General features: G+C 63.4%; 16 protein-coding genes. 10 read left to right on the top strand and 6 right to left on the bottom strand.

All coding sequences use genetic code 11. The features are described 5' to 3' along the window. Positions 1-61 precede the first annotated feature (61 nt). Positions 62-712, bottom strand: coding sequence for a YggS family pyridoxal phosphate-dependent enzyme (locus tag NKH63_RS07375; RefSeq protein WP_352917760.1), 651 nt, complete (start codon positions 710-712; stop codon positions 62-64). A 146-nt stretch (positions 713-858) separates the two neighbouring features. Here NKH63_RS07375 and leuS point away from each other — a divergent pair, with 146 nt between their 5' ends. Beyond that, positions 859-3,483, top strand: coding sequence for a leucine--tRNA ligase (gene leuS, locus NKH63_RS07370; protein WP_352917759.1), 2,625 nt, complete (start codon positions 859-861; stop codon positions 3,481-3,483). Next, the gene (locus NKH63_RS07365) at positions 3,470-4,051 is read left to right on the top strand and encodes an LPS assembly lipoprotein LptE (protein WP_023719713.1); all 582 of its coding nucleotides are present in this window, start codon (positions 3,470-3,472) and stop codon (positions 4,049-4,051) included. Before leuS ends, NKH63_RS07365 begins: the two co-directional genes overlap by 14 nt. 101 nt (positions 4,052-4,152) lie before the next feature. On the opposite strand, the gene fsa is transcribed toward NKH63_RS07365, so the two are convergent. Further along, the gene (fsa, locus tag NKH63_RS07360; RefSeq protein WP_023719712.1) at positions 4,153-4,806 is read right to left on the bottom strand and encodes a fructose-6-phosphate aldolase; all 654 of its coding nucleotides are present in this window, start codon (positions 4,804-4,806) and stop codon (positions 4,153-4,155) included. 90 nt (positions 4,807-4,896) lie between these two features. Here fsa and NKH63_RS07355 point away from each other — a divergent pair, with 90 nt between their 5' ends. Further along, positions 4,897-7,080: a primosomal protein N' gene (locus NKH63_RS07355; RefSeq protein ID WP_352917758.1), complete on the top strand. Its 2,184-nt coding sequence runs from the start codon at positions 4,897-4,899 to the stop codon at positions 7,078-7,080. Positions 7,081-7,089: 9 nt separating this feature from the next. Here NKH63_RS07355 and NKH63_RS07350 read toward each other — a convergent pair whose 3' ends face one another. Together NKH63_RS07350 and NKH63_RS07345 are read right to left on the bottom strand one after the other, a co-directional pair. Next, the gene (locus NKH63_RS07350; RefSeq protein WP_352917757.1) at positions 7,090-7,545 is read right to left on the bottom strand and encodes a type II toxin-antitoxin system VapC family toxin; all 456 of its coding nucleotides are present in this window, start codon (positions 7,543-7,545) and stop codon (positions 7,090-7,092) included. Further along, positions 7,542-7,787 (bottom strand): type II toxin-antitoxin system Phd/YefM family antitoxin, encoded by a 246-nt coding sequence (locus NKH63_RS07345; RefSeq protein ID WP_023719709.1) that lies wholly within the window; start codon positions 7,785-7,787, stop codon positions 7,542-7,544. The genes NKH63_RS07350 and NKH63_RS07345 overlap by 4 nt, the downstream gene beginning before the upstream one ends. Before the next feature lie 215 nt (positions 7,788-8,002). On the opposite strand from NKH63_RS07345, the gene NKH63_RS07340 reads away from it, so the two are divergent. The 7 genes from NKH63_RS07340 (at position 8,003) to lepB (ending at position 14,857) form a co-directional block, all read left to right on the top strand. Continuing rightward, complete coding sequence (locus NKH63_RS07340) at positions 8,003-8,398, top strand: AGROH133_08824 family phage infection protein (protein ID WP_023719708.1); 396 nt, start codon at positions 8,003-8,005, stop codon at positions 8,396-8,398. A gap of 246 nt (positions 8,399-8,644) precedes the next feature. Beyond that, positions 8,645-9,205 carry a F0F1 ATP synthase subunit delta gene (locus NKH63_RS07335; RefSeq protein ID WP_023719707.1) on the top strand — a complete coding sequence of 187 codons (561 nt, stop codon included), beginning with the start codon at positions 8,645-8,647 and terminating at the stop codon, positions 9,203-9,205. Next, positions 9,205-10,734, top strand: coding sequence for a F0F1 ATP synthase subunit alpha (atpA, locus tag NKH63_RS07330; protein WP_352917756.1), 1,530 nt, complete (start codon positions 9,205-9,207; stop codon positions 10,732-10,734). The genes NKH63_RS07335 and atpA overlap by 1 nt, the downstream gene beginning before the upstream one ends. A 28-nt stretch (positions 10,735-10,762) precedes the next feature. Then, the gene (locus NKH63_RS07325; RefSeq protein ID WP_352588186.1) at positions 10,763-11,647 is read left to right on the top strand and encodes a F0F1 ATP synthase subunit gamma; all 885 of its coding nucleotides are present in this window, start codon (positions 10,763-10,765) and stop codon (positions 11,645-11,647) included. 67 nt (positions 11,648-11,714) lie between these two features. Beyond that, on the top strand, positions 11,715-13,280 hold the full coding sequence (gene atpD, locus NKH63_RS07320) for a F0F1 ATP synthase subunit beta (RefSeq protein ID WP_023719704.1): 1,566 nt from the start codon (positions 11,715-11,717) through the stop codon (positions 13,278-13,280). Positions 13,281-13,382: 102 nt separating this feature from the next. Continuing rightward, complete coding sequence (locus tag NKH63_RS07315; RefSeq protein ID WP_023719703.1) at positions 13,383-13,790, top strand: F0F1 ATP synthase subunit epsilon; 408 nt, start codon at positions 13,383-13,385, stop codon at positions 13,788-13,790. An 89-nt stretch (positions 13,791-13,879) separates the two neighbouring features. Continuing rightward, complete coding sequence (gene lepB, locus NKH63_RS07310) at positions 13,880-14,857, top strand: signal peptidase I (protein ID WP_352917755.1); 978 nt, start codon at positions 13,880-13,882, stop codon at positions 14,855-14,857. Between the two features lies 1 nt (position 14,858). Here lepB and uxuA read toward each other — a convergent pair whose 3' ends face one another. Both uxuA and NKH63_RS07300 read right to left on the bottom strand, forming a co-directional pair. After that, complete coding sequence (gene uxuA / locus NKH63_RS07305) at positions 14,859-16,037, bottom strand: mannonate dehydratase (protein WP_352917754.1); 1,179 nt, start codon at positions 16,035-16,037, stop codon at positions 14,859-14,861. Beyond that, entirely contained in the window at positions 16,034-17,533 is a 1,500-nt protein-coding gene (locus NKH63_RS07300) for a mannitol dehydrogenase family protein (protein WP_352917753.1), read from the bottom strand. Before NKH63_RS07300 ends, uxuA begins: the two co-directional genes overlap by 4 nt. Positions 17,534-17,627 lie beyond the last annotated feature (94 nt).

Here is a 17,627-nt window from a genome sequence, read left to right as displayed (position 1 = left end):
ACGTTCCGTTTCTATTGCTGGCATAGTCAGCGTCAGCCTGTGGCCTAAGGCCGGCTGCGCCTCATCTGGCGCCGAAAATCGCCGATCCAACCCTGACACTGGTCGCGCCGAAGGCGATCGCCGTTTCGTAGTCGCCGGACATGCCCATAGAGAGCTTGTCAACGCCGGCCTCAAGCCCAAGCTTTTCTAGCAGCGCGAAATGCGGACCGGGGTTCTCGTCCGCCGGCGGAATGCACATCAGCCCTTCGATGGCGAGGGCGTGAACCGAGCGGCAGCGGGCCACGAAGGCGACGGCCTCGCGCGGCTCGATGCCGGCCTTTTGCGGCTCCGAGCCGGTGTTGACCTGGACATACAGCCTTGGTGACCGGCCCCGCCTGGCGATTTCCTTGGCGAGTTCGGCGGCGATCTTTTCACGGTCGACGGTTTCGATGACGTCGAACAATGCCACCGCTTCCTTTGCCTTGTTCGATTGCAACGGCCCGATCAGGTGCAGCTCGATGTCGGGGAAAGCTTCCTTCAGCGCCGGCCACTTGGCTTGCGCCTCCTGGACGCGGTTCTCGCCGAAGACGCGCTGGCCGGCCTCGATAACCGGACGGATATCGGTGGCATCGAAGGTTTTCGAGACCGCAACCAGCGTCACCGCCCCGGCCTCGCGCTCGGCAGTGGCGATCCTTGCTTTGACGGTGAAAAGCTGTTCGACGGCGCTCGCCATGCCTATATCCTGCCTGTGTTTGGCTTTTCGCCGGATCGCCGCAGTTGACGGGTCCGGTAATCCATGGTGAACACCGCGACGACATTTCCTGAGCCGCCCGGGCATTGTCCGGCGGCTCGCGCATGCTTTTAAGTGAAAAACACCCGATGGCAACCGAACGATACAATCCGCGCGCGTCAGAGCCCAAATGGCAGAACGCCTGGGACGCCAAGAAGCTGTTCGAAGCCGACAACGACGACCCGCGCCCGAAATACTACGTGCTGGAGATGTTCCCATATCCGTCGGGGCGCATCCATATCGGCCATACCCGCAACTATACGATGGGCGACGTGGTGGCACGCTACAAGCGGGCCAAGGGTTTCAACGTGCTGCACCCGATGGGCTGGGATGCCTTTGGCATGCCAGCCGAAAACGCAGCAATGCAGAACAAGGTCCATCCCAAGGACTGGACCTATCAGAACATCGCTGCCATGCGCGAGCAACTCAAGGTCATGGGCCTGTCGCTCGATTGGGCACGCGAGTTCGCTACCTGCGATGTCGATTATTACCACCGCCAGCAGATGCTGTTCCTCGATTTCGTCGAGAAGGGCCTGGTGACGCGCAAATCCTCCAAGGTCAACTGGGATCCGGAGGACATGACGGTGCTTGCCAACGAGCAGGTCATCGACGGGCGCGGCTGGCGCTCGGGCGCGCTGGTGGAACAGCGCGAGCTGACGCAATGGTTCTTCAAGATCACCGACTATGCGCAGGATCTGCTGGATTCGCTCGACCAGCTCGACGATTGGCCGGAAAAAGTGAAGCTGATGCAGGCGAACTGGATCGGCCGTTCTGAAGGCCTGCTGATCCGCTGGCCGCTGGCCAAGCCAGTCGCCGGCGAGCATGAGCTCGAAGTCTATACGACAAGGCCCGACACCATCTTCGGCGCCTCCTTCATGGCGATTGCGGCCGACCATCCGCTGGCCAAAAAGGCGGCCGAAGACAATCCGGCGCTGGCAAAGTTCATCGACGAGGTCCGCCACATGGGCACGTCGGTGGCGGCCCTGGAGACGGCCGAGAAGAAGGGCTTCGATACCGGCATCCGCGTCGTCCATCCGTTCGACGAGAAGTGGACGCTGCCCGTCTACGTCGCCAATTTCGTGCTGATGGACTACGGCACCGGCGCCGTTTTCGGCTGCCCGTCCGGTGACCAGCGCGACCTCGACTTCGCCAACAAATACGGCCTGCCGGTCATTCCAGTGGTGATGCCGGAAGGCGAGAATCAAGGAAGCTTCCAGATCATCGACGAGGCCTATGTCGGCGACGGCGTGATGATCAATTCGCGCTTCCTCGACGGCATGAAGCCGGATCAGGCATTCGACGAGGTGGCGAAGCTGCTCGAACAGAAGACCATCGGCAACCGGCCGATGGCCGAGCGCAAGGTGAATTTCCGCCTGCGCGACTGGGGCATTTCGCGCCAGCGCTATTGGGGCTGCCCGATCCCGATGATCCATTGCGAGGATTGCGGCGTTGTGCCGGTGCCGAAAGCCGACCTGCCGGTCAGGCTGCCTGACGATATCGAGTTCGACCGGCCGGGCAATCCGCTCGACCGTCATTCGACATGGCGGCACGTCAAATGCCCGCGTTGCGGCAAGGATGCGCGGCGCGAAACCGACACGATGGACACGTTCGTCGATTCGTCGTGGTATTTCGCGCGCTTCACCGCGCCCTGGGCCAACGATCCGACCGATCCCAAGGCCGCGACTGAATGGCTGCCGGTCGACCAGTATATTGGCGGCATCGAGCACGCCATTTTGCACCTGCTCTATTCGCGCTTCTTCACCCGCGCCATGCGCGAGACCGGCCATGTCGATCTCGCCGAGCCGTTCAGGGGCCTGTTCACGCAAGGCATGGTGGTGCACGAGACCTATCGGGTTGGCGGCGCCTCGAACGGCCGCTGGCTTGCGCCGAGCGAGGTCAGGCTGGAGGACGCCGACGGCAAGCGCCGCGCCTTCGAAATCGCCACTGGCGAAGAGGCGGTGATCGGTCCGCTCGAAAAAATGTCGAAGTCGAAGAAGAATACCGTTAGCCCGGAAGAGATCACCGACGGCTACGGCGCCGATACGGCGCGCTGGTTCATGCTGTCGGACTCGCCGCCCGAACGCGATGTCGAATGGACCGACGAGGGTGCGGCCGGCGCGCATCGCTTCATCCAGCGCATCTGGCGGCTGGTGTTGACGGCTGCCGATTCGCTCGCCGGAGTTCGGCCAGAGGCGGCGAAGGACGGCGAGGCCGGAACAGTGTCCAAGGCCGCGCACAAGATCCTCAAGTCTGTCGGCGAGGATATTGAAAAGCTCGCCTTCAACCGTGCCATCGCCCGTATCTATGAGCTCGCCAATGCCTTGACCGTACCGCTCAACGAGGCAGCCGAAGGCAAGGCCGGTCCGGCGCTCCAAGCGGCCTGCCGTGAAGCCGTTGAGATCCTGGTGCACCTGATCGCGCCGGTCATGCCGCATCTGGCCGAGGAGTGCTGGCAGACGCTCGGCGGCACCGACCTTGTCGCCGAACGGCCCTGGCCGGACTACGATCCCTCGCTTGTCGTCGACGCCGAGATCGTGCTGCCGGTCCAGGTCAACGGCAAGAAGCGCGGCGATTTGACAATTGCCCGCGACGCGGACCAAGGTGCGGTCGAAAAAGCGGTTCTGGCTCTCGACTTCGTGCAGAAAGCGCTCGAAGGTAAGGCACCGCGCAAGGTGATCATCGTGCCGCAGAGGATCGTCAATGTTGTTGCCTGATCCGAAAAAAGCGGAGCTGACGCCGCGCCGTATCATGCTCTACGGGCTGCTCGCTTCGGTGGCGCTGGTTTCCGCCTGCACGGTGCGGCCGCTCTATTCAAGCGCGCCGCTGATCGCCGGCTCTCAGGTCGGCGCTGCTGCCGAACTGGCATCGATCTCGGTCAAGCCGGTCAAGACCCGCTACGCCCAGCAGGTCCGCAACAATCTGATCTTCGCGCTCGGCCAGGGCGCCGGCGAGCCTGCTTCGCCGGTCTATTCGCTTGATCTCGGCGTCTCCGAACTCGTCGAATCGGCGGCAATCGAGCAGGTCACGACCGACGAGGACGAGCCGACCGCCGGCACAGTGACGCTGACCGCCAACTATGTGCTGAGCGATGCCAAGACCGGCACGGTCATAGCGAGGGGCAAGCGCTCTATCCCGTCCTCATACGATAGGCCGCGCCAGGAATTCGCGTCGTATCGGGCGCAGATCGACGCCGAGAACCGCGCGGCGCGCGAACTGGCGGATGTGCTGCGGCTGTCGATCGCCCAAGATCTGATCAAGCACGGCAAGCCGGCGGCAAGCTAGGTCTTTCCATCCTGGATTGAAGCGCTCCGTCTGTGGCGGATTGCGCTGTCAGCAAAAGGCCGATTGCTCGGCCTTTTTTGTTCGACGTAGGACATTTCGCTTCAGCCGATCTTCTGGCCGGTCTTTGCCCAGTCGGCGAGAAACTGCTCCAGGCCCTTGTCGGTCAGCGGGTGCTTGACCAGCGCCTTGAGCGTCGCCGGCGGGGCGGTGATGACGTCGGCGCCGATCAGCGCCGCCTGTTTGACATGGTTCACCGTGCGCACAGAAGCGGTCAGGATTTCGGTCTGGAAATCATAATTGTCGTAGATGGTGCGGATATCGGCAATCAGTTCCATGCCGTCCCAACCGCTGTCGTCGATGCGGCCGACGAAGGGCGAGATGAAGGAGGCGCCGGCCTTGGCGGCGAGCAGCGCCTGGGTGGCCGAGAAGCACAGCGTGACGTTGACCATGCGGCCGTCCGACCGGATGTCCTTGCAGGCTCTCAGGCCGTCGAGCGTCAGCGGCACCTTGATGCAGACATTGTCGGCGATCCTGGCCAGGATCTTGGCCTCCGCCATCATATCCTTGTACTCGGTGGCAACGACTTCGGCTGAGACCGGTCCCTTGACGATCTCGCAGATCTCTCTGGTGACGTCGGCGATCTTGCCGCCCGATTTCAGGATCAGCGACGGATTGGTGGTTACGCCGTCGAGCAGCCCCAAATCGTTCAGCTCACGGATTTCCTTGACATCGGCGGTGTCGACAAAAAATTTCATGGCGGTCTCCTGAAGATTTTTCATGTGCAGGTCATGCACATTCGGGGTCGGACTTTGATCTAGACCAAAGTCGGGGCAAGGTCACGCCTCATGATCGAAGATTCGCCCTTTGTCGCGGCCGCACCGGTGCTGGTCCCAATGCCTGCTGAGCGCCCCTACACCTATGCTGTGCCGGCTGGCATGCGCGTGGTGCCGGGCTCGATCGTGCGCGTTCCGCTTGGGCCCCGCCAGGTCGCCGGCATCGTCTGGGACGGCGCCGTCGAAAAGGTCGACGCGAAGAAATTGCGGCCGATCGAGCAGGTTTTCGACTGCCCGCCGATCGACCGCGCGATGCGGCGTTTTGTCGATTGGGTGGCGCAGTACACGCTGTCGCCGCCCGGCATGGTGGCGCGCATGCTGCTCAGGGCGCCGGAGGCGTTCGATCCGGAGCCGTGGATCGAAGGGCTGCAGCGCACCTTCGCCAAGCCCGACCGGATGACGGAGGCGAGGACGCGCGTGCTGGAAACGGCCGAAGGTGGGCTCGCCTGGACGCGGTCGGGCCTGGCGCATGCGGCAGGCGTGTCGTCGACGGTGGTGGACGGGCTGAGGGCGCAGGGGGTATTCGAGACGGTGATGATCCCGCCGCGGCCGGTGGTCGCAGCACCCGATCCCGGCTACGCCGTGCCGGCACTGATGCCCGACCAGAGCGATGCCGCCGAGATGCTGCGCGCCAATGTCGCGGCCGGCATATTCGGCGTCACCCTGCTCGACGGTGTAACCGGATCCGGCAAGACGGAGGTCTATTTCGAGGCGGTTGCGGCCGCGCTCGATCGCGGCACGCAAGTGTTGATCCTGCTGCCGGAAATCGCGCTGACCCACGCCTTCCTCGAGCGCTTTCAGGAGCGGTTCGGCGCCAAGCCGGCTGAGTGGCACTCGGACCTGCCGCCAAGAATGCGCGAAAAGGTCTGGCGGCAGGTGGCGGAAGGCGGCGTGCGGGTGGTCGCAGGCGCGCGCTCGGCGCTGTTCCTGCCGTTCAGGGAGCTTGGGCTGATCGTCGTCGACGAAGAGCACGACCCCGCCTACAAGCAGGAGGATCGCGTCTTTTACAACGCGCGCGACATGGCCGTGGTGCGCGGCCATATCGGCGGGTTTCCGGTCGTGCTCGCCTCGGCGACACCGTCGGTCGAAAGCCGGGTCAATGCCAGCCAGGGCCGCTACAGCAGGGCGGTGCTTTCGGCGCGCTTTGCCGAGGCGGCACTTCCCGATCTCAAGACGATCGACATGCGCCGTGCGCCGCCTGCACGCGGCGGCTTCCTGTCGCCTGTACTGCTCGGCCATATACGGCAGACGCTGGAAAGAAAGGAACAGTCGCTGCTGTTTCTCAACCGGCGCGGCTATGCGCCGCTGACGCTCTGCCGGGTCTGTGGCCACCGCTTCGGCTGTCCGGTCTGCTCGGCCTGGCTGGTCGAGCACCGCTTTCGCGGTCAGCTCGTCTGCCACCATTGCGGGCACAATGAACGCCGGCCCGAGGCCTGCCCGGAATGTGGCACGCTCGATCATCTGGTCGCCTGCGGGCCGGGCGTAGAGCGCATCGCCGAGGAGGTCGTCGCGCATTTCCCTGATGCCCGCACCATCGTACTGTCGTCCGACCTGATGGGCGGCGTGCGGCGGCTGCGGCTCGAGCTCGAAGCCATAGCCAATGGCGAGGCCGACATCGTCATCGGCACGCAACTCGTCGCCAAGGGCCACAATTTCCCCAACATGACGCTCGTCGGTGTCGTCGATGCCGATCTCGGCCTGGCCAATGGCGACCCACGCGCCGCGGAGCGCACCTTCCAACTGCTCAGCCAGGTGACCGGCCGCGCCGGCCGTACGGGCAAGAAGAGCCTTGGCCTGCTGCAGACCTTCCAACCCGACCACCCGGTGATGCGGGCGATCGTCTCCGGCGATGCCGAGGCCTTCTACGAGCGCGAGATCGCCGAACGCGAGCGGGCTGGGCTGCCGCCCTTCGGCCGGCTCGCCGGCGTCATCGTCAGCGGCGCGACCCGGGCGGAAGCCCAAGGGCACGCCCGCGGCCTGCGCCGTGCCGCGCCGCAAGCCACCGACCTGTTCGTGCTCGGCCCGGCCGAGGCGCCGCTGTCATTGATCGGCGGGCGCCATCGCTTTCGCCTGCTGATCCAGGGCGAGCGGCGCGCCGACATGCAAGGGTTCATCCGCACCATGCTGGCCGAGGGACCGAAGATAAGGGCCTCGGTGCGGGTCCAGGTCGATATCGACCCGCAAAGCTTTTTGTAAGGTGTCGAATTACCCTTTCGAGACGCGTTCGGTGAATGGGTTCAGGTAAGGCACATCGAGAATCGCAAAATGCCGGGTGTTGGCCGTCAAAACTGACAGGCCGTGCAAACGGGCGGTAGCTGCGATCAGAATGTCCGCCAGACCCGGATTGGCGCCTCTGGCGATAGTGGCGTCTTCCAGTTTTCCTGCTTCTCGCGCGATTGCTAAATCGATGGGAAGGATGCGCTGGTTGAACTCTAGAAGCAACCTTTCGAACCACTCATTGATGCGGTCCGCCTTCATATGCCCGCCCGCCCGCTTCAGTTTCGCGATTCCTCGTTCCACCTCCAAGATGACGATCGACGAGAGCTGCCAAGAGCCGCGTTCTCCTTGTACGGCAACCCAGTTCTGCACGTGTGACGGAAGCAGAGGCCGACCAGGTGCAAATGCCGAGAGAAAAGACGTATCAAGCAGATAGCCGGTCAAAACTCCACTTCCCGCGACGGCGATTCGTTTCGCTCAAGCTCGATGCCGCCTGGATACCGAAGCAGGAAATCCACGAAGTCTTTTTGGCTGTTCTGCGGATAAAGTTTCCGTCCCTCACCGATTGGCACCACCATGACTGCGGGCTTGCCGTGCTTGGTGATAACCGTGGGCTCACCGTTCTCAGCGGCCTCCACGAGCGCGGAAAGACTGGCCTTTGCCTCTCGCAGTTGCATCGTCTTCATGCGCGGAACCCCTTGTGGTCTCATGTAGTCACAATATAGGAATTGTGCAGAAAAAAACAGCCCATTGTTTAACGTCCTGTTAGCCCGGTCGAGACAACGGTCGCGCTCGCGTTGAGCTGACGCGCCCTGCAAATTGCCGACGGCCCATCTGGCGCATGTCAGTTGCTTCGCTAGAATGCCCGAAATTTTGAATATCCATTTACGAGGGGACAAGGATGGAATTTGCGTTTCCATGGCCGATGAGCCAGGGCGAGTGGCTGGCATGGTCGAGCGCGGTCGCGACTCTATTGCTCGGCCTGTTGCTATTCCTGGCTCCACAGCTGGCGTTCCGCATCCTGCGGCTGCAGGTCAGACCGGAGAAGGCAGCGGCGATCGCCGAGGGGCGCGGCCGGATGTCGGGCTTCTATCTCGGCGTCAGCCTGTGCTGCATCCTCTTGGCGCAGCCGCTGCTCTACATGGCGCTCGGCTTCTCCTGGCTATTCACCGCCTTCGGCCGGCTGCTGTCGATGATGTCGGACGGCGCCAATACGCCGTTCAACTGGGCATCCATCGTCGTCGAGCTGGTGCTGGCGGCGCTGCCGCTCGCGTTCGCCTTCGGCTTTTTGCCCTGAATCACAGAGCAATCCGGGGTTGGTTGCTGAACTCGGCGAGCGGATGCGACAATAGTGCCTGAAAACCATGCCGGACGACGCATTGCGGTCTGAAAATGCCTGTGCTAGACGGCAATCGACTTTCGACCGGGGATAGCGGAAGCCGCGCCTCCGTGCTTGGAAAAATGCAGTAAGGTCAAAGATTTAGCCAGAGTTTTTGCTCGCGCCAACAATCTGCGGCCTGTCAGACAAGAGAAAAGACGGTCCGTGGCCCAATCGTCATCGCCAATCTCAGGTGTCGCAGAACGCTATGCGGGTTCGCTGTTCGAACTCGCGCTGCAGGCCAATTCGGTGGCCAGCGTCGAGACCGACCTCAACAGTTTCGAAGCGATGCTCGAAGGCAGCGCTGACCTTTCGCGGCTGATCAGGAGCCCGGTTTTCTCCAGCGAAGACCAGGCCAAGGCGATCGCCGCGATCGCCGACAGAGCGGGGATCACGGGCCTCACTGGCAATTTCCTGCGCGTCGTTGCCCAGAACCGCCGGCTTTTCGCCGTGCCAGGAATGATCAAGGCGTTCCGCCAGATCGCCGCCGAACACCGCGGCGAGACCGCCGCCGAGGTCACCTCGGCGCATGCGCTGACGCCTGCCCAGGAAACCGAGCTGAAAGCGGCGCTGAAAAGCGTCGCCGGCAAGGATGTGGCGATCACCGTCACCGTCGATCCGTCGCTGCTCGGCGGGCTGGTGGTCAGGATCGGCTCGCGCCAGATCGATACGTCGCTCAAAACCAAACTCAATTCGCTCAAGCTTGCACTGAAAGAGGTCGGCTGATGGACATCCGCGCCGCGGAAATTTCCGCAATTCTGAAAGACCAGATCAAGAATTTCGGCAAGGAGGCCGAGGTCTCCGAAGTCGGCCAGGTGCTGTCCGTCGGTGACGGCATCGCCCGCGTCTATGGCCTCGACAATGTCCAGGCCGGCGAGATGGTCGAGTTCCCCGGCGGCATCCGCGGCATGGCGCTCAACCTCGAAGCCGACAATGTCGGCGTCGTTATCTTCGGCGCCGACCGTGACATCAAGGAAGGCGATACCGTCAAGCGCACCGGCGCCATCGTCGACGCGCCTGTCGGCATGGGCCTGCTCGGCCGCGTCGTCGATGCGCTCGGCAACCCGATCGACGGCAAGGGCCCGATCCAGGCCACCGAACGCAAGCGCGTCGACGTCAAGGCGCCCGGCATCATCCCGCGCAAATCGGTGAACGAGCCGATGTCGACCGGCCTCAAGGCCATCGACGCGCTGATCCCGGTCGGCCGCGGCCAGCGCGAGCTGGTCATCGGCGACCGCCAGACCGGCAAGACCGCGATCATCCTCGACACCATGCTCAACCAGAAATCGGTGCACGACAACGGCCCGGAGAAGGAAAAGCTGTACTGCGTCTATGTCGCCGTCGGCCAGAAGCGCTCGACCGTGGCGCAGTTCGTCAAGGTGCTGGAAGAGCGCGGCGCGCTCGACTATTCGATCATCATCGCTGCGACCGCGTCTGATCCGGCGCCGATGCAGTTCCTGGCGCCGTTCACCGCCTGCACCATGGGCGAATATTTCCGCGACAACGGCATGCACGCGCTGATCAGCTATGACGATCTGTCGAAGCAGGCCGTCGCCTATCGCCAGATGTCGCTGCTGCTGCGCCGTCCTCCGGGCCGCGAGGCCTATCCGGGCGACGTTTTCTACCTGCACTCGCGCCTGCTCGAGCGCGCCGCCAAGCTCAACGACGACAATGGCGGCGGGTCGCTGACGGCGCTGCCGATCATCGAGACGCAGGCCAACGACGTGTCGGCCTATATCCCGACCAACGTCATCTCGATCACCGACGGCCAGATCTTCCTGGAAACCAATCTGTTCTTCCAGGGCGTCCGTCCGGCGGTCAATGTCGGTCTGTCGGTGTCGCGCGTCGGCTCTTCGGCGCAGATCAAGGCGATGAAGCAGGTTGCCGGGTCGATCAAGGGCGAGCTCGCGCAGTACCGCGAAATGGCTGCTTTCGCGCAGTTCGGCTCCGATCTCGACGCCGCCACGCAGCGCCTGCTCAATCGCGGCTCGCGCCTGACCGAGCTTTTGAAGCAGCCGCAATTCTCGCCGCTCAAGGTCGAGGAGCAGGTCGCGGTGATCTTCGCCGGCGTCAACGGCTATCTCGACAAGCTGGCGATCAACCAGGTCGGCAAGTTCGAGCAGGGGCTGTTGTCGCACATGCGCTCGACCGGCAAGGACGTGCTCGACGGCATCCGCAAGGAGAAGGCGCTGTCCGACGATCTGCGCGCCAGGCTGAAGGCAGAGATCGACGCCTTCGCCAAGACCTTTGCTTGAGTGGGCCGGACGGGATCAGGTTTGAAGCATGCCTTCGTTAAAAGACCTTCGTAACCGTATCGCCTCGGTCAAGGCGACGCAGAAGATCACCAAGGCTATGCAGATGGTCGCCGCGGCGAAGCTGCGCCGCGCGCAGGAAGCGGCGGAAGCGGCGCGTCCCTATTCGGAGCGCATGGGCGCGGTGCTGGCCAACATCACCCAGGCGATCGGCGGCGGCGGCGATGCCCCGGCGCTGATGACCGGCACCGGCAAGGACGACGTGCATCTGCTTGTCGTCTGCACGGCCGAACGCGGCCTGTGCGGCGGCTTCAATTCGCAGATCGCCCGCTTTGCCCGCGACCACATCCGCAAGCTTCTGGCCGACGGCAAGCAGGTCAAGATCATCTGCGTCGGCAAGAAGGGGTTCGACATATTGCGCCGCGACTACGGGGCGCTGATCATCGAGCGTGTCGATCTGCGCGAGGTCAAGACGCTGGGCTTCGTCAATGCCGATGCCATCGCCAAGAAGGTGATCCATCTGTTCAACGAAGGCGGCTTCGACATCTGCACGCTGTTCTATTCGCAGTTCAAGTCGGTGATCAGCCAGACCCCAACGGCGCAGCAAATTATCCCGGCGGGCGTGGTTTCGGCTGCCGCGGAAGTGAAGGATGGCGGCAGCGCCGTCTACGAATACGAGCCGGAGCCGGGCGAAATCCTCTCCGATCTCATCCCGCGCAACATCTCCGTGCAGGTTTTTCGCGCGCTGCTCGAGAATGCTGCCGGCGAGATGGGCGCCAAGATGAGCGCCATGGACAATGCGACGCGCAATGCCGGCGATATGATCAACAAATTGTCGATCACCTACAACCGCCAGCGGCAGGCGCAGATCACCAAGGAATTGATCGAAATCATTTCGGGCGCCGAGGCGCTCTAGGCACGCTCCCAAGGAGGTCATCGACCTCAAGCGTGTGAGAAACAAAGAGACGAAAAGGGTAAAGACGATGGCGAAAGCAGCGACCCCGAAGACGGCAGCCCCTAAGGCCGCGGCACCAGCAAAGGCTCCGGCGGCAGCAAAGGCCGCTCCGGCCAAGAAGGCGGCAGCAATCAAGGCCGCCGCCGTGAATACGCCGGCCGCTACCATCAAGAAAACCGGCTTGGCGGGCAAGGTTCGCCAGGTCATCGGCGCTGTTGTCGACGTGCAGTTCGGCGAACATCTGCCGGCGATCCTGAACGCGATTGAGACGATCAATGTCGGCAATCGCCTGGTGCTCGAAGTGGCCCAGCATCTCGGCGAAAACACCGTACGCTGCATCGCCATGGACTCCACCGAAGGTCTGGTTCGCGGCCAGGACGTCTATGACACCGGCGCGCCGATCACCGTGCCGGTCGGCCCTGGCATGCTCGGTCGCATCATCAACGTCATCGGCGAGCCGGTCGACGAGGCAGGCCCGGTCGACGGCATCGAGATGCGCTCGATCCACCAGCCGGCGCCGACCTATGTCGAGCAGTCGACGGAAGCGCAGATCCTGGTCACCGGCATCAAGGTGCTCGACCTGCTGGCCCCCTATGCCCGCGGCGGCAAGATCGGCCTGTTCGGCGGCGCCGGCGTCGGCAAGACGGTGCTGATCCAGGAACTGATCAACAACGTCGCCAAGGCGCATGGCGGCTTCTCGGTGTTCGCCGGCGTCGGCGAGCGCACCCGCGAAGGCAACGACCTCTATCACGAATTCATCGAGTCCGGCGTCAACAAGAAGGGCGGCGGCGAAGGCTCCAAGGCCGCGCTCGTCTATGGCCAGATGAACGAGCCGCCGGGCGCGCGCGCGCGCGTCGGCCTGACCGGCCTGACGGTTGCCGAATACTTCCGCGACCAGGGCCAGGACGTGCTGTTCTTCGTCGACAACATCTTCCGCTTCACGCAGGCGGGCTCGGAAGTGTCGGCGCTGCTCGGCCGCATTCCTTCGGCCGTGGGCTACCAGCCGACGCTGGCCACCGACATGGGCGCGCTGCAGGAGCGTATCACCACGACGACCAAGGGTTCGATCACCTCGGTGCAGGCGATCTATGTGCCGGCCGACGATTTGACCGACCCGGCGCCGGCAACCTCGTTCGCCCACCTCGACGCGACGACCGTGCTCAACCGCGCGATTTCGGAAAAGGGCATCTATCCGGCGGTCGATCCGCTCGATTCGACTTCGCGCATGCTCGACCCGATGGTTGTCGGCGAGGAGCACTACCAGGTCGCGCGCCAGGTGCAGTCGATCCTTCAGCGTTACAAGTCGCTGCAGGACATCATCGCCATCCTGGGCATGGACGAGCTGTCGGAAGAGGACAAGCAGACGGTTGCCCGCGCCCGCAAGATCGAGCGCTTCCTGTCGCAGCCCTTCTTCGTCGCCGAAGTGTTCACCGGCGCGCCGGGCAAGTTGGTCGACCTCGCCGACACCATCAAGGGCTTCAAGGGCCTTTGCAACGGCGATTACGACCACCTGCCGGAGGCCGCCTTCTACATGGTCGGCGGCATCGAGGAAGCGGTCGAGAAGGCACAGCGCCTGGCGGCTGAAGCGGCGTAAGCCAAAGCGAATAGCGAATAGGGAGTAGCGAATAGGGGTCTATGAGCCGGACGAGTTTCTTCACTACTCGCTACTCACTATTCCCTATTCGCTAAATTGATCATGCCTGAAGCTTTCAAGTTCGAACTGGTCTCGCCGGAGCGCCTCTTGGTTTCCGAGCAGGTCGAATCCGTCGTCATCCCAGGCGCCGAGGGCGAAATGACCGTGATGGCGCATCACGCACCGGTCATGACCACGATCAAGCCGGGCGTCGTCACGTTGAAGACCGCTTCCGGCAAGGAAGAACGCTACGTGGTGTTCGGCGGCTTTGCCGACATCGTTCCGGCCGGCTGCACGCTGCTGGCGGAATCGGCTGTGGCCGTCGGCGACATCGACCGCGCCGAGCTTGCCCGCCGCATCCAGGAGGCGAGGGAAGACGCCGCCGACGCCAAGGACGACCAGACCCGCAGCAAGGCCGAGCAGTTCCTTAACCAGCTCACCACGCTTGAAGGCGCCATCCTGCCGGCTTAACGCGAAGGATCAGTTCGGCGTCGAGAAAGCGAGGCTTGCCTCGCTTTTTTATTTGGTGAACAGTCAGGCTGCCTTGGCGTGGGGGGCCGATGACAGAACAAACAGTGCAACAAGAAACAGTCTCGCGATCCAGATGGTCGACGGCCCTGGTGTCGGCCCTTGGCGGCCCGTTTGGCGGATTTCTATGGATTGGCGCTGGCAAACTGGCTGTCATAAGCCTGTTTGTGATCAGTGCTGTCAGCATCGCGCTTTGCTACATCGGAATTCCGGTGGTGCCGGGCATGGATCTTGCGGCGGCGGGCAACTTTTCAGGTATCGGCTTGATGATCCTGCGGGCGACGCTCGTTGTTCCCTTTGCGCATCGGTTCAAGCCGGACAAATGGTATGCGCAAGGGGTGTCGGTGTTCGTGTTGGCGTTTTACGCCTCCATCGTGGCTGCGTTTGTAATCCGCTCGTTGGTGTTCCAATCGTTTTCGATCTCGTCTGGCAGCATGACGCCGACGTTGCGGGAGGGCGACTATCTCTTCGTGTCCAAATCCGCATACGGCTACAGTCGCTACAGCGTGCCCTTCAACGTGCTCTCATTTGACGGGCGCCTATTGGGCGCGGAACCCAAAAGGGGAGATGTGATGGCATTCAAGTTCCCGCCCGATCCGAGCGTGAACTACATCCAGCGGATCGTCGGCTTTCCGGGCGAAAAGATCCAGATCATCGACGGGATGCTTTACATCAACGAGGTAGCGGTGGGGCTCGAGGATATCGGCTCTTTTTCGTCCGAAGAGTTCCCCGATCCAGTCAAACTTCAACGTGAAACTTTGCCAGAGGGCGCGTCCTACACCGTTCTCAACCTGACAGATTCATCCATCGGGGACAACACGAACTCGTGGATCGTGCCCGCAGGCCACTATTTTGCACTTGGCGACAATCGGGACGATTCCTCCGACAGCCGATTCAGCGTCGGGTTTATTCCCAGTGAAAATCTGGTCGGCAAGGCCGTGCGGCTGTTCTGGAATTCTAAAGGCGTCGACTATTCTTCCCGGCAAGTATTGGATCCGTCAGGCAAATAGCTCACACCGTCAGCGCTTCCACGGCGCGCATGACGCCGCGCAGTTCGGCGAGGCCCTTCAGGCGGCCGATGCAGGAATAGCCGGGGTTCACCTTCTTGCCGATGTCGTCGACAATGGCATGGCCATGGTCCGGACGCATCGGAATCTGCCAGTCCGCCCTGCCTGCCGCCTTGCGCCGCCGCTCCTCGCCAATCAGCGCCGACACGATCGCCACCATGTCGGTGTCGCCGTCGAGGTGCTCGGCTTCGTGGAAGGAGCCGTCGGGCTCCTTGGTGACATTGCGCAGATGGGCGAAATGGATGTTCTCGGCGAAAGCCTTCGCCATTGCCGGCAGATCGTTCTGCGCGCTCGCGCCGTAGGAGCCGGTACACAGTGTCAGTCCGTTAGCCGGCGAAGCGACGGCGTCGAGCAGCGCGCGGGCATCGGCTGCCTTGGAAACGATGCGCGGCAGGCCAAACAACGAAAAAGGCGGATCGTCGGGGTGGATCGCCATCCTGACGCCGGCCTCTTCGGCAACCGGCACGATCTCGCGCAGGAAGGCAAACAGGTTTTCGCGCAGTCCTTCGGTAGAGACGTCCTTGTAGAGGTCGAGGGCGCGGCGGAAGCTCGCTCGATCGAAGATGAATTCGCGCGCCGGCACCCAGCCGATCAGGTTGAGCTCCAGTCTCGCCTTGTCGCTTTCGCTCATGCCTTGCAGCCGCACACGCGCCGCCTCGACACGGGCCGGCGGGTGATCAGCCTCCGCCCGTTTTCGCTCGAGGATGAAGACGTCATAGGCGCAGAGCTCGACGACATCGAAGCGCAGCGCCGTGCCGCCATGCGGCATCGGATAGTCGAGATCGGTGCGCGTCCAGTCGGTGATCGCCATGAAATTATAGCAGATGGTGTTGATGCCGGCGGCAGCGACGGCGCGGATCGAGGCCTTATAATTGTCGATCAGGGTGCGCCAGTCGCCACTGCGGGTCTTGATGTCCTCGTGGACGACGATGCTCTCGACCACGTCCCAGGTCAGGCCTGCTGCCTCGATCTCTGCCTTGCGCCTGGCGATCTCGTCCGCCGGCCAGGCGCGGCCGTCATTGAGGTGATGCAGCGCGCTGACGATGCCGACGGCGCCGGCCTGACGGACATGGGCAAGCGTCACCGGGTCGTCGGGCCCGAACCAGCGCCAAGTCTGTCTCATGGCTTCTCACTCCCTATGCCAAGCGCCGCCAAGGCAGCGGCAGGCCCGCCCCGCCGCAGGCGCTCGAGATGGGCTGTCGTCAGATCAATCAGTGTCATGCGCTGGGAATGGTCCCTGGCGAAGCCGGCGAGATCGAACATCGCTGTCACAGCTTCATCAGCCGGCCGGCTGCCGAGCGCCGTAAGCCGAGTGTCGATCGGGTCGGTGAAATGGGCTTCGGGCAAGGTCTTGCCGCGCGCCTCGCAAGCGGCGATCCAGGCGGCCACCACCAGCATCAGATGGGCTGGGGGATCACCGGCACTCAGCCGCTCGACGGCCGAGGCGACGATGCGCTGTGGCAGTTTCTGGCTGCCGTCATTGGCGATCTGCGCCGTGCGATGGGCCAGCGCCGTGTTCGAGTAACGTTCGGCGAGCTGGGCCGTGTAACCGGCCGTATCGAGCCCGGCGTCCTGCGGCAGCGTCGGGATCGCCTCGGCCCACAGTCCGTCGACGAATTGCCGGATCGCCGGATCGGCAAAGGCGCGGTCGACCGTGTCGTAGCCGCTGAGCAGGCCGAGATAGGCGATTGCCGAATGCGAGCCGTTGAGCAGCCGCAGCTTCATGTCCTCGAACGGCCCGACGTCGCCGACCATAGTGACGCCGAACTTTTCCCAGGCCGGCCTGCCGGCCGGAAAGTCGTCCTCGACCACCCATTGGCAGAACGGCTCGGTTATCACCGGCCAGGCATCCTCGACGCCGAGCTCTACGGCGATACGCGCCCGGTCGGCATCCGTGGTCGCCGGCACGATGCGGTCGACCATGCTCGACGGAAAGGCGACGCCGGCGATGTGTGCGGCGAGCCTGGCATCGCCTGAAGTGGCGAGCCTGGCATCGCGCAGTGCGGCGAATTCGACCAGCAGGCGGTGCAGCGTGGCGCCATTGGCCGGAAGGTTGTCGCAGCAGAGCACGGTGAAAGGCTGGATGCCGGTGGCACGGCGGCGCGACAGCGCCTCCGTCAGGAAACCATGCGCCGTTCGTGGCATTTGCGGGTTAGCCAGATCATGGACGATGTCGGGGTGGGTATTGTCCAGTCCGCCGCCGGCTGCCCTCAGATAGGCCTTTTCGGTGATCGTCAGCGTGACGATACGGGTGAGCGGATCGGTCAGAGCGGCGAGCACCGCAGCCGGATCTTCCGGCGCCACCAGCAGCGACAGGATCGAACCGACGACGCGCAGCTCTTCTTCGACGCTGCTCCTGATCGCCAGTGTGTAGAGGCCATCCTGCGGCGCCAGTGCGTCGCGCGTGTCTGGACTGCGCAAGGACACGCCGACAATGCCCCAGCCTGTCTCTCCAGCCGCCAGACAGTCGTCGACATAGGCCGCCTGGTGGGCGCGGTGGAACGCGCCGACGCCGAGATGGACGATGCCTGGCGCAATAGCGCCGCGGTCGTAGCGGGGAACCGCGACCGAAGCCGGCAGTGCCTTCAGCGTGCTGTTGGAAAGGCGTCTATTGGTCATTGCGCGGCGTGTCTGATCGAGGTTGCTGGGTCACTGTTGGCAGGCGGCGTATCACCCGTTGCCGTCACGCACAATGGGCAATGGCCGACGAAAA

The organism is Mesorhizobium sp. M0960, assembly GCF_040319055.1.
In the GTDB taxonomy this organism is placed as follows: domain Bacteria; phylum Pseudomonadota; class Alphaproteobacteria; order Rhizobiales; family Rhizobiaceae; genus Mesorhizobium.
The sequence above is the reverse complement of the archived record's forward strand: the minus strand, read 5'-3'. Positions and strand labels throughout refer to the sequence as shown.

Coding starts and splice junctions, on each gene's coding strand:
- NKH63_RS07325 (WP_352588186.1), top strand. CDS start 10,763: ATGCCTTCGTTAAAAGACCTTCGTAACCGTATCGCCTCGGTCAAGGCG.
- fsa (WP_023719712.1), bottom strand. CDS start 4,806: ATGAAATTTTTTGTCGACACCGCCGATGTCAAGGAAATCCGTGAGCTG.
- NKH63_RS07375 (WP_352917760.1), bottom strand. CDS start 712: ATGGCGAGCGCCGTCGAACAGCTTTTCACCGTCAAAGCAAGGATCGCC.
- atpD (WP_023719704.1), top strand. CDS start 11,715: ATGGCGAAAGCAGCGACCCCGAAGACGGCAGCCCCTAAGGCCGCGGCA.
- NKH63_RS07345 (WP_023719709.1), bottom strand. CDS start 7,787: ATGAAGACGATGCAACTGCGAGAGGCAAAGGCCAGTCTTTCCGCGCTC.
- atpA (WP_352917756.1), top strand. CDS start 9,205: ATGGACATCCGCGCCGCGGAAATTTCCGCAATTCTGAAAGACCAGATC.
- NKH63_RS07355 (WP_352917758.1), top strand. CDS start 4,897: ATGATCGAAGATTCGCCCTTTGTCGCGGCCGCACCGGTGCTGGTCCCA.
- NKH63_RS07365 (WP_023719713.1), top strand. CDS start 3,470: ATGTTGTTGCCTGATCCGAAAAAAGCGGAGCTGACGCCGCGCCGTATC.
- uxuA (WP_352917754.1), bottom strand. CDS start 16,037: ATGAGACAGACTTGGCGCTGGTTCGGGCCCGACGACCCGGTGACGCTT.
- lepB (WP_352917755.1), top strand. CDS start 13,880: ATGACAGAACAAACAGTGCAACAAGAAACAGTCTCGCGATCCAGATGG.
- NKH63_RS07340 (WP_023719708.1), top strand. CDS start 8,003: ATGGAATTTGCGTTTCCATGGCCGATGAGCCAGGGCGAGTGGCTGGCA.
- leuS (WP_352917759.1), top strand. CDS start 859: ATGGCAACCGAACGATACAATCCGCGCGCGTCAGAGCCCAAATGGCAG.
- NKH63_RS07300 (WP_352917753.1), bottom strand. CDS start 17,533: ATGACCAATAGACGCCTTTCCAACAGCACGCTGAAGGCACTGCCGGCT.
- NKH63_RS07315 (WP_023719703.1), top strand. CDS start 13,383: ATGCCTGAAGCTTTCAAGTTCGAACTGGTCTCGCCGGAGCGCCTCTTG.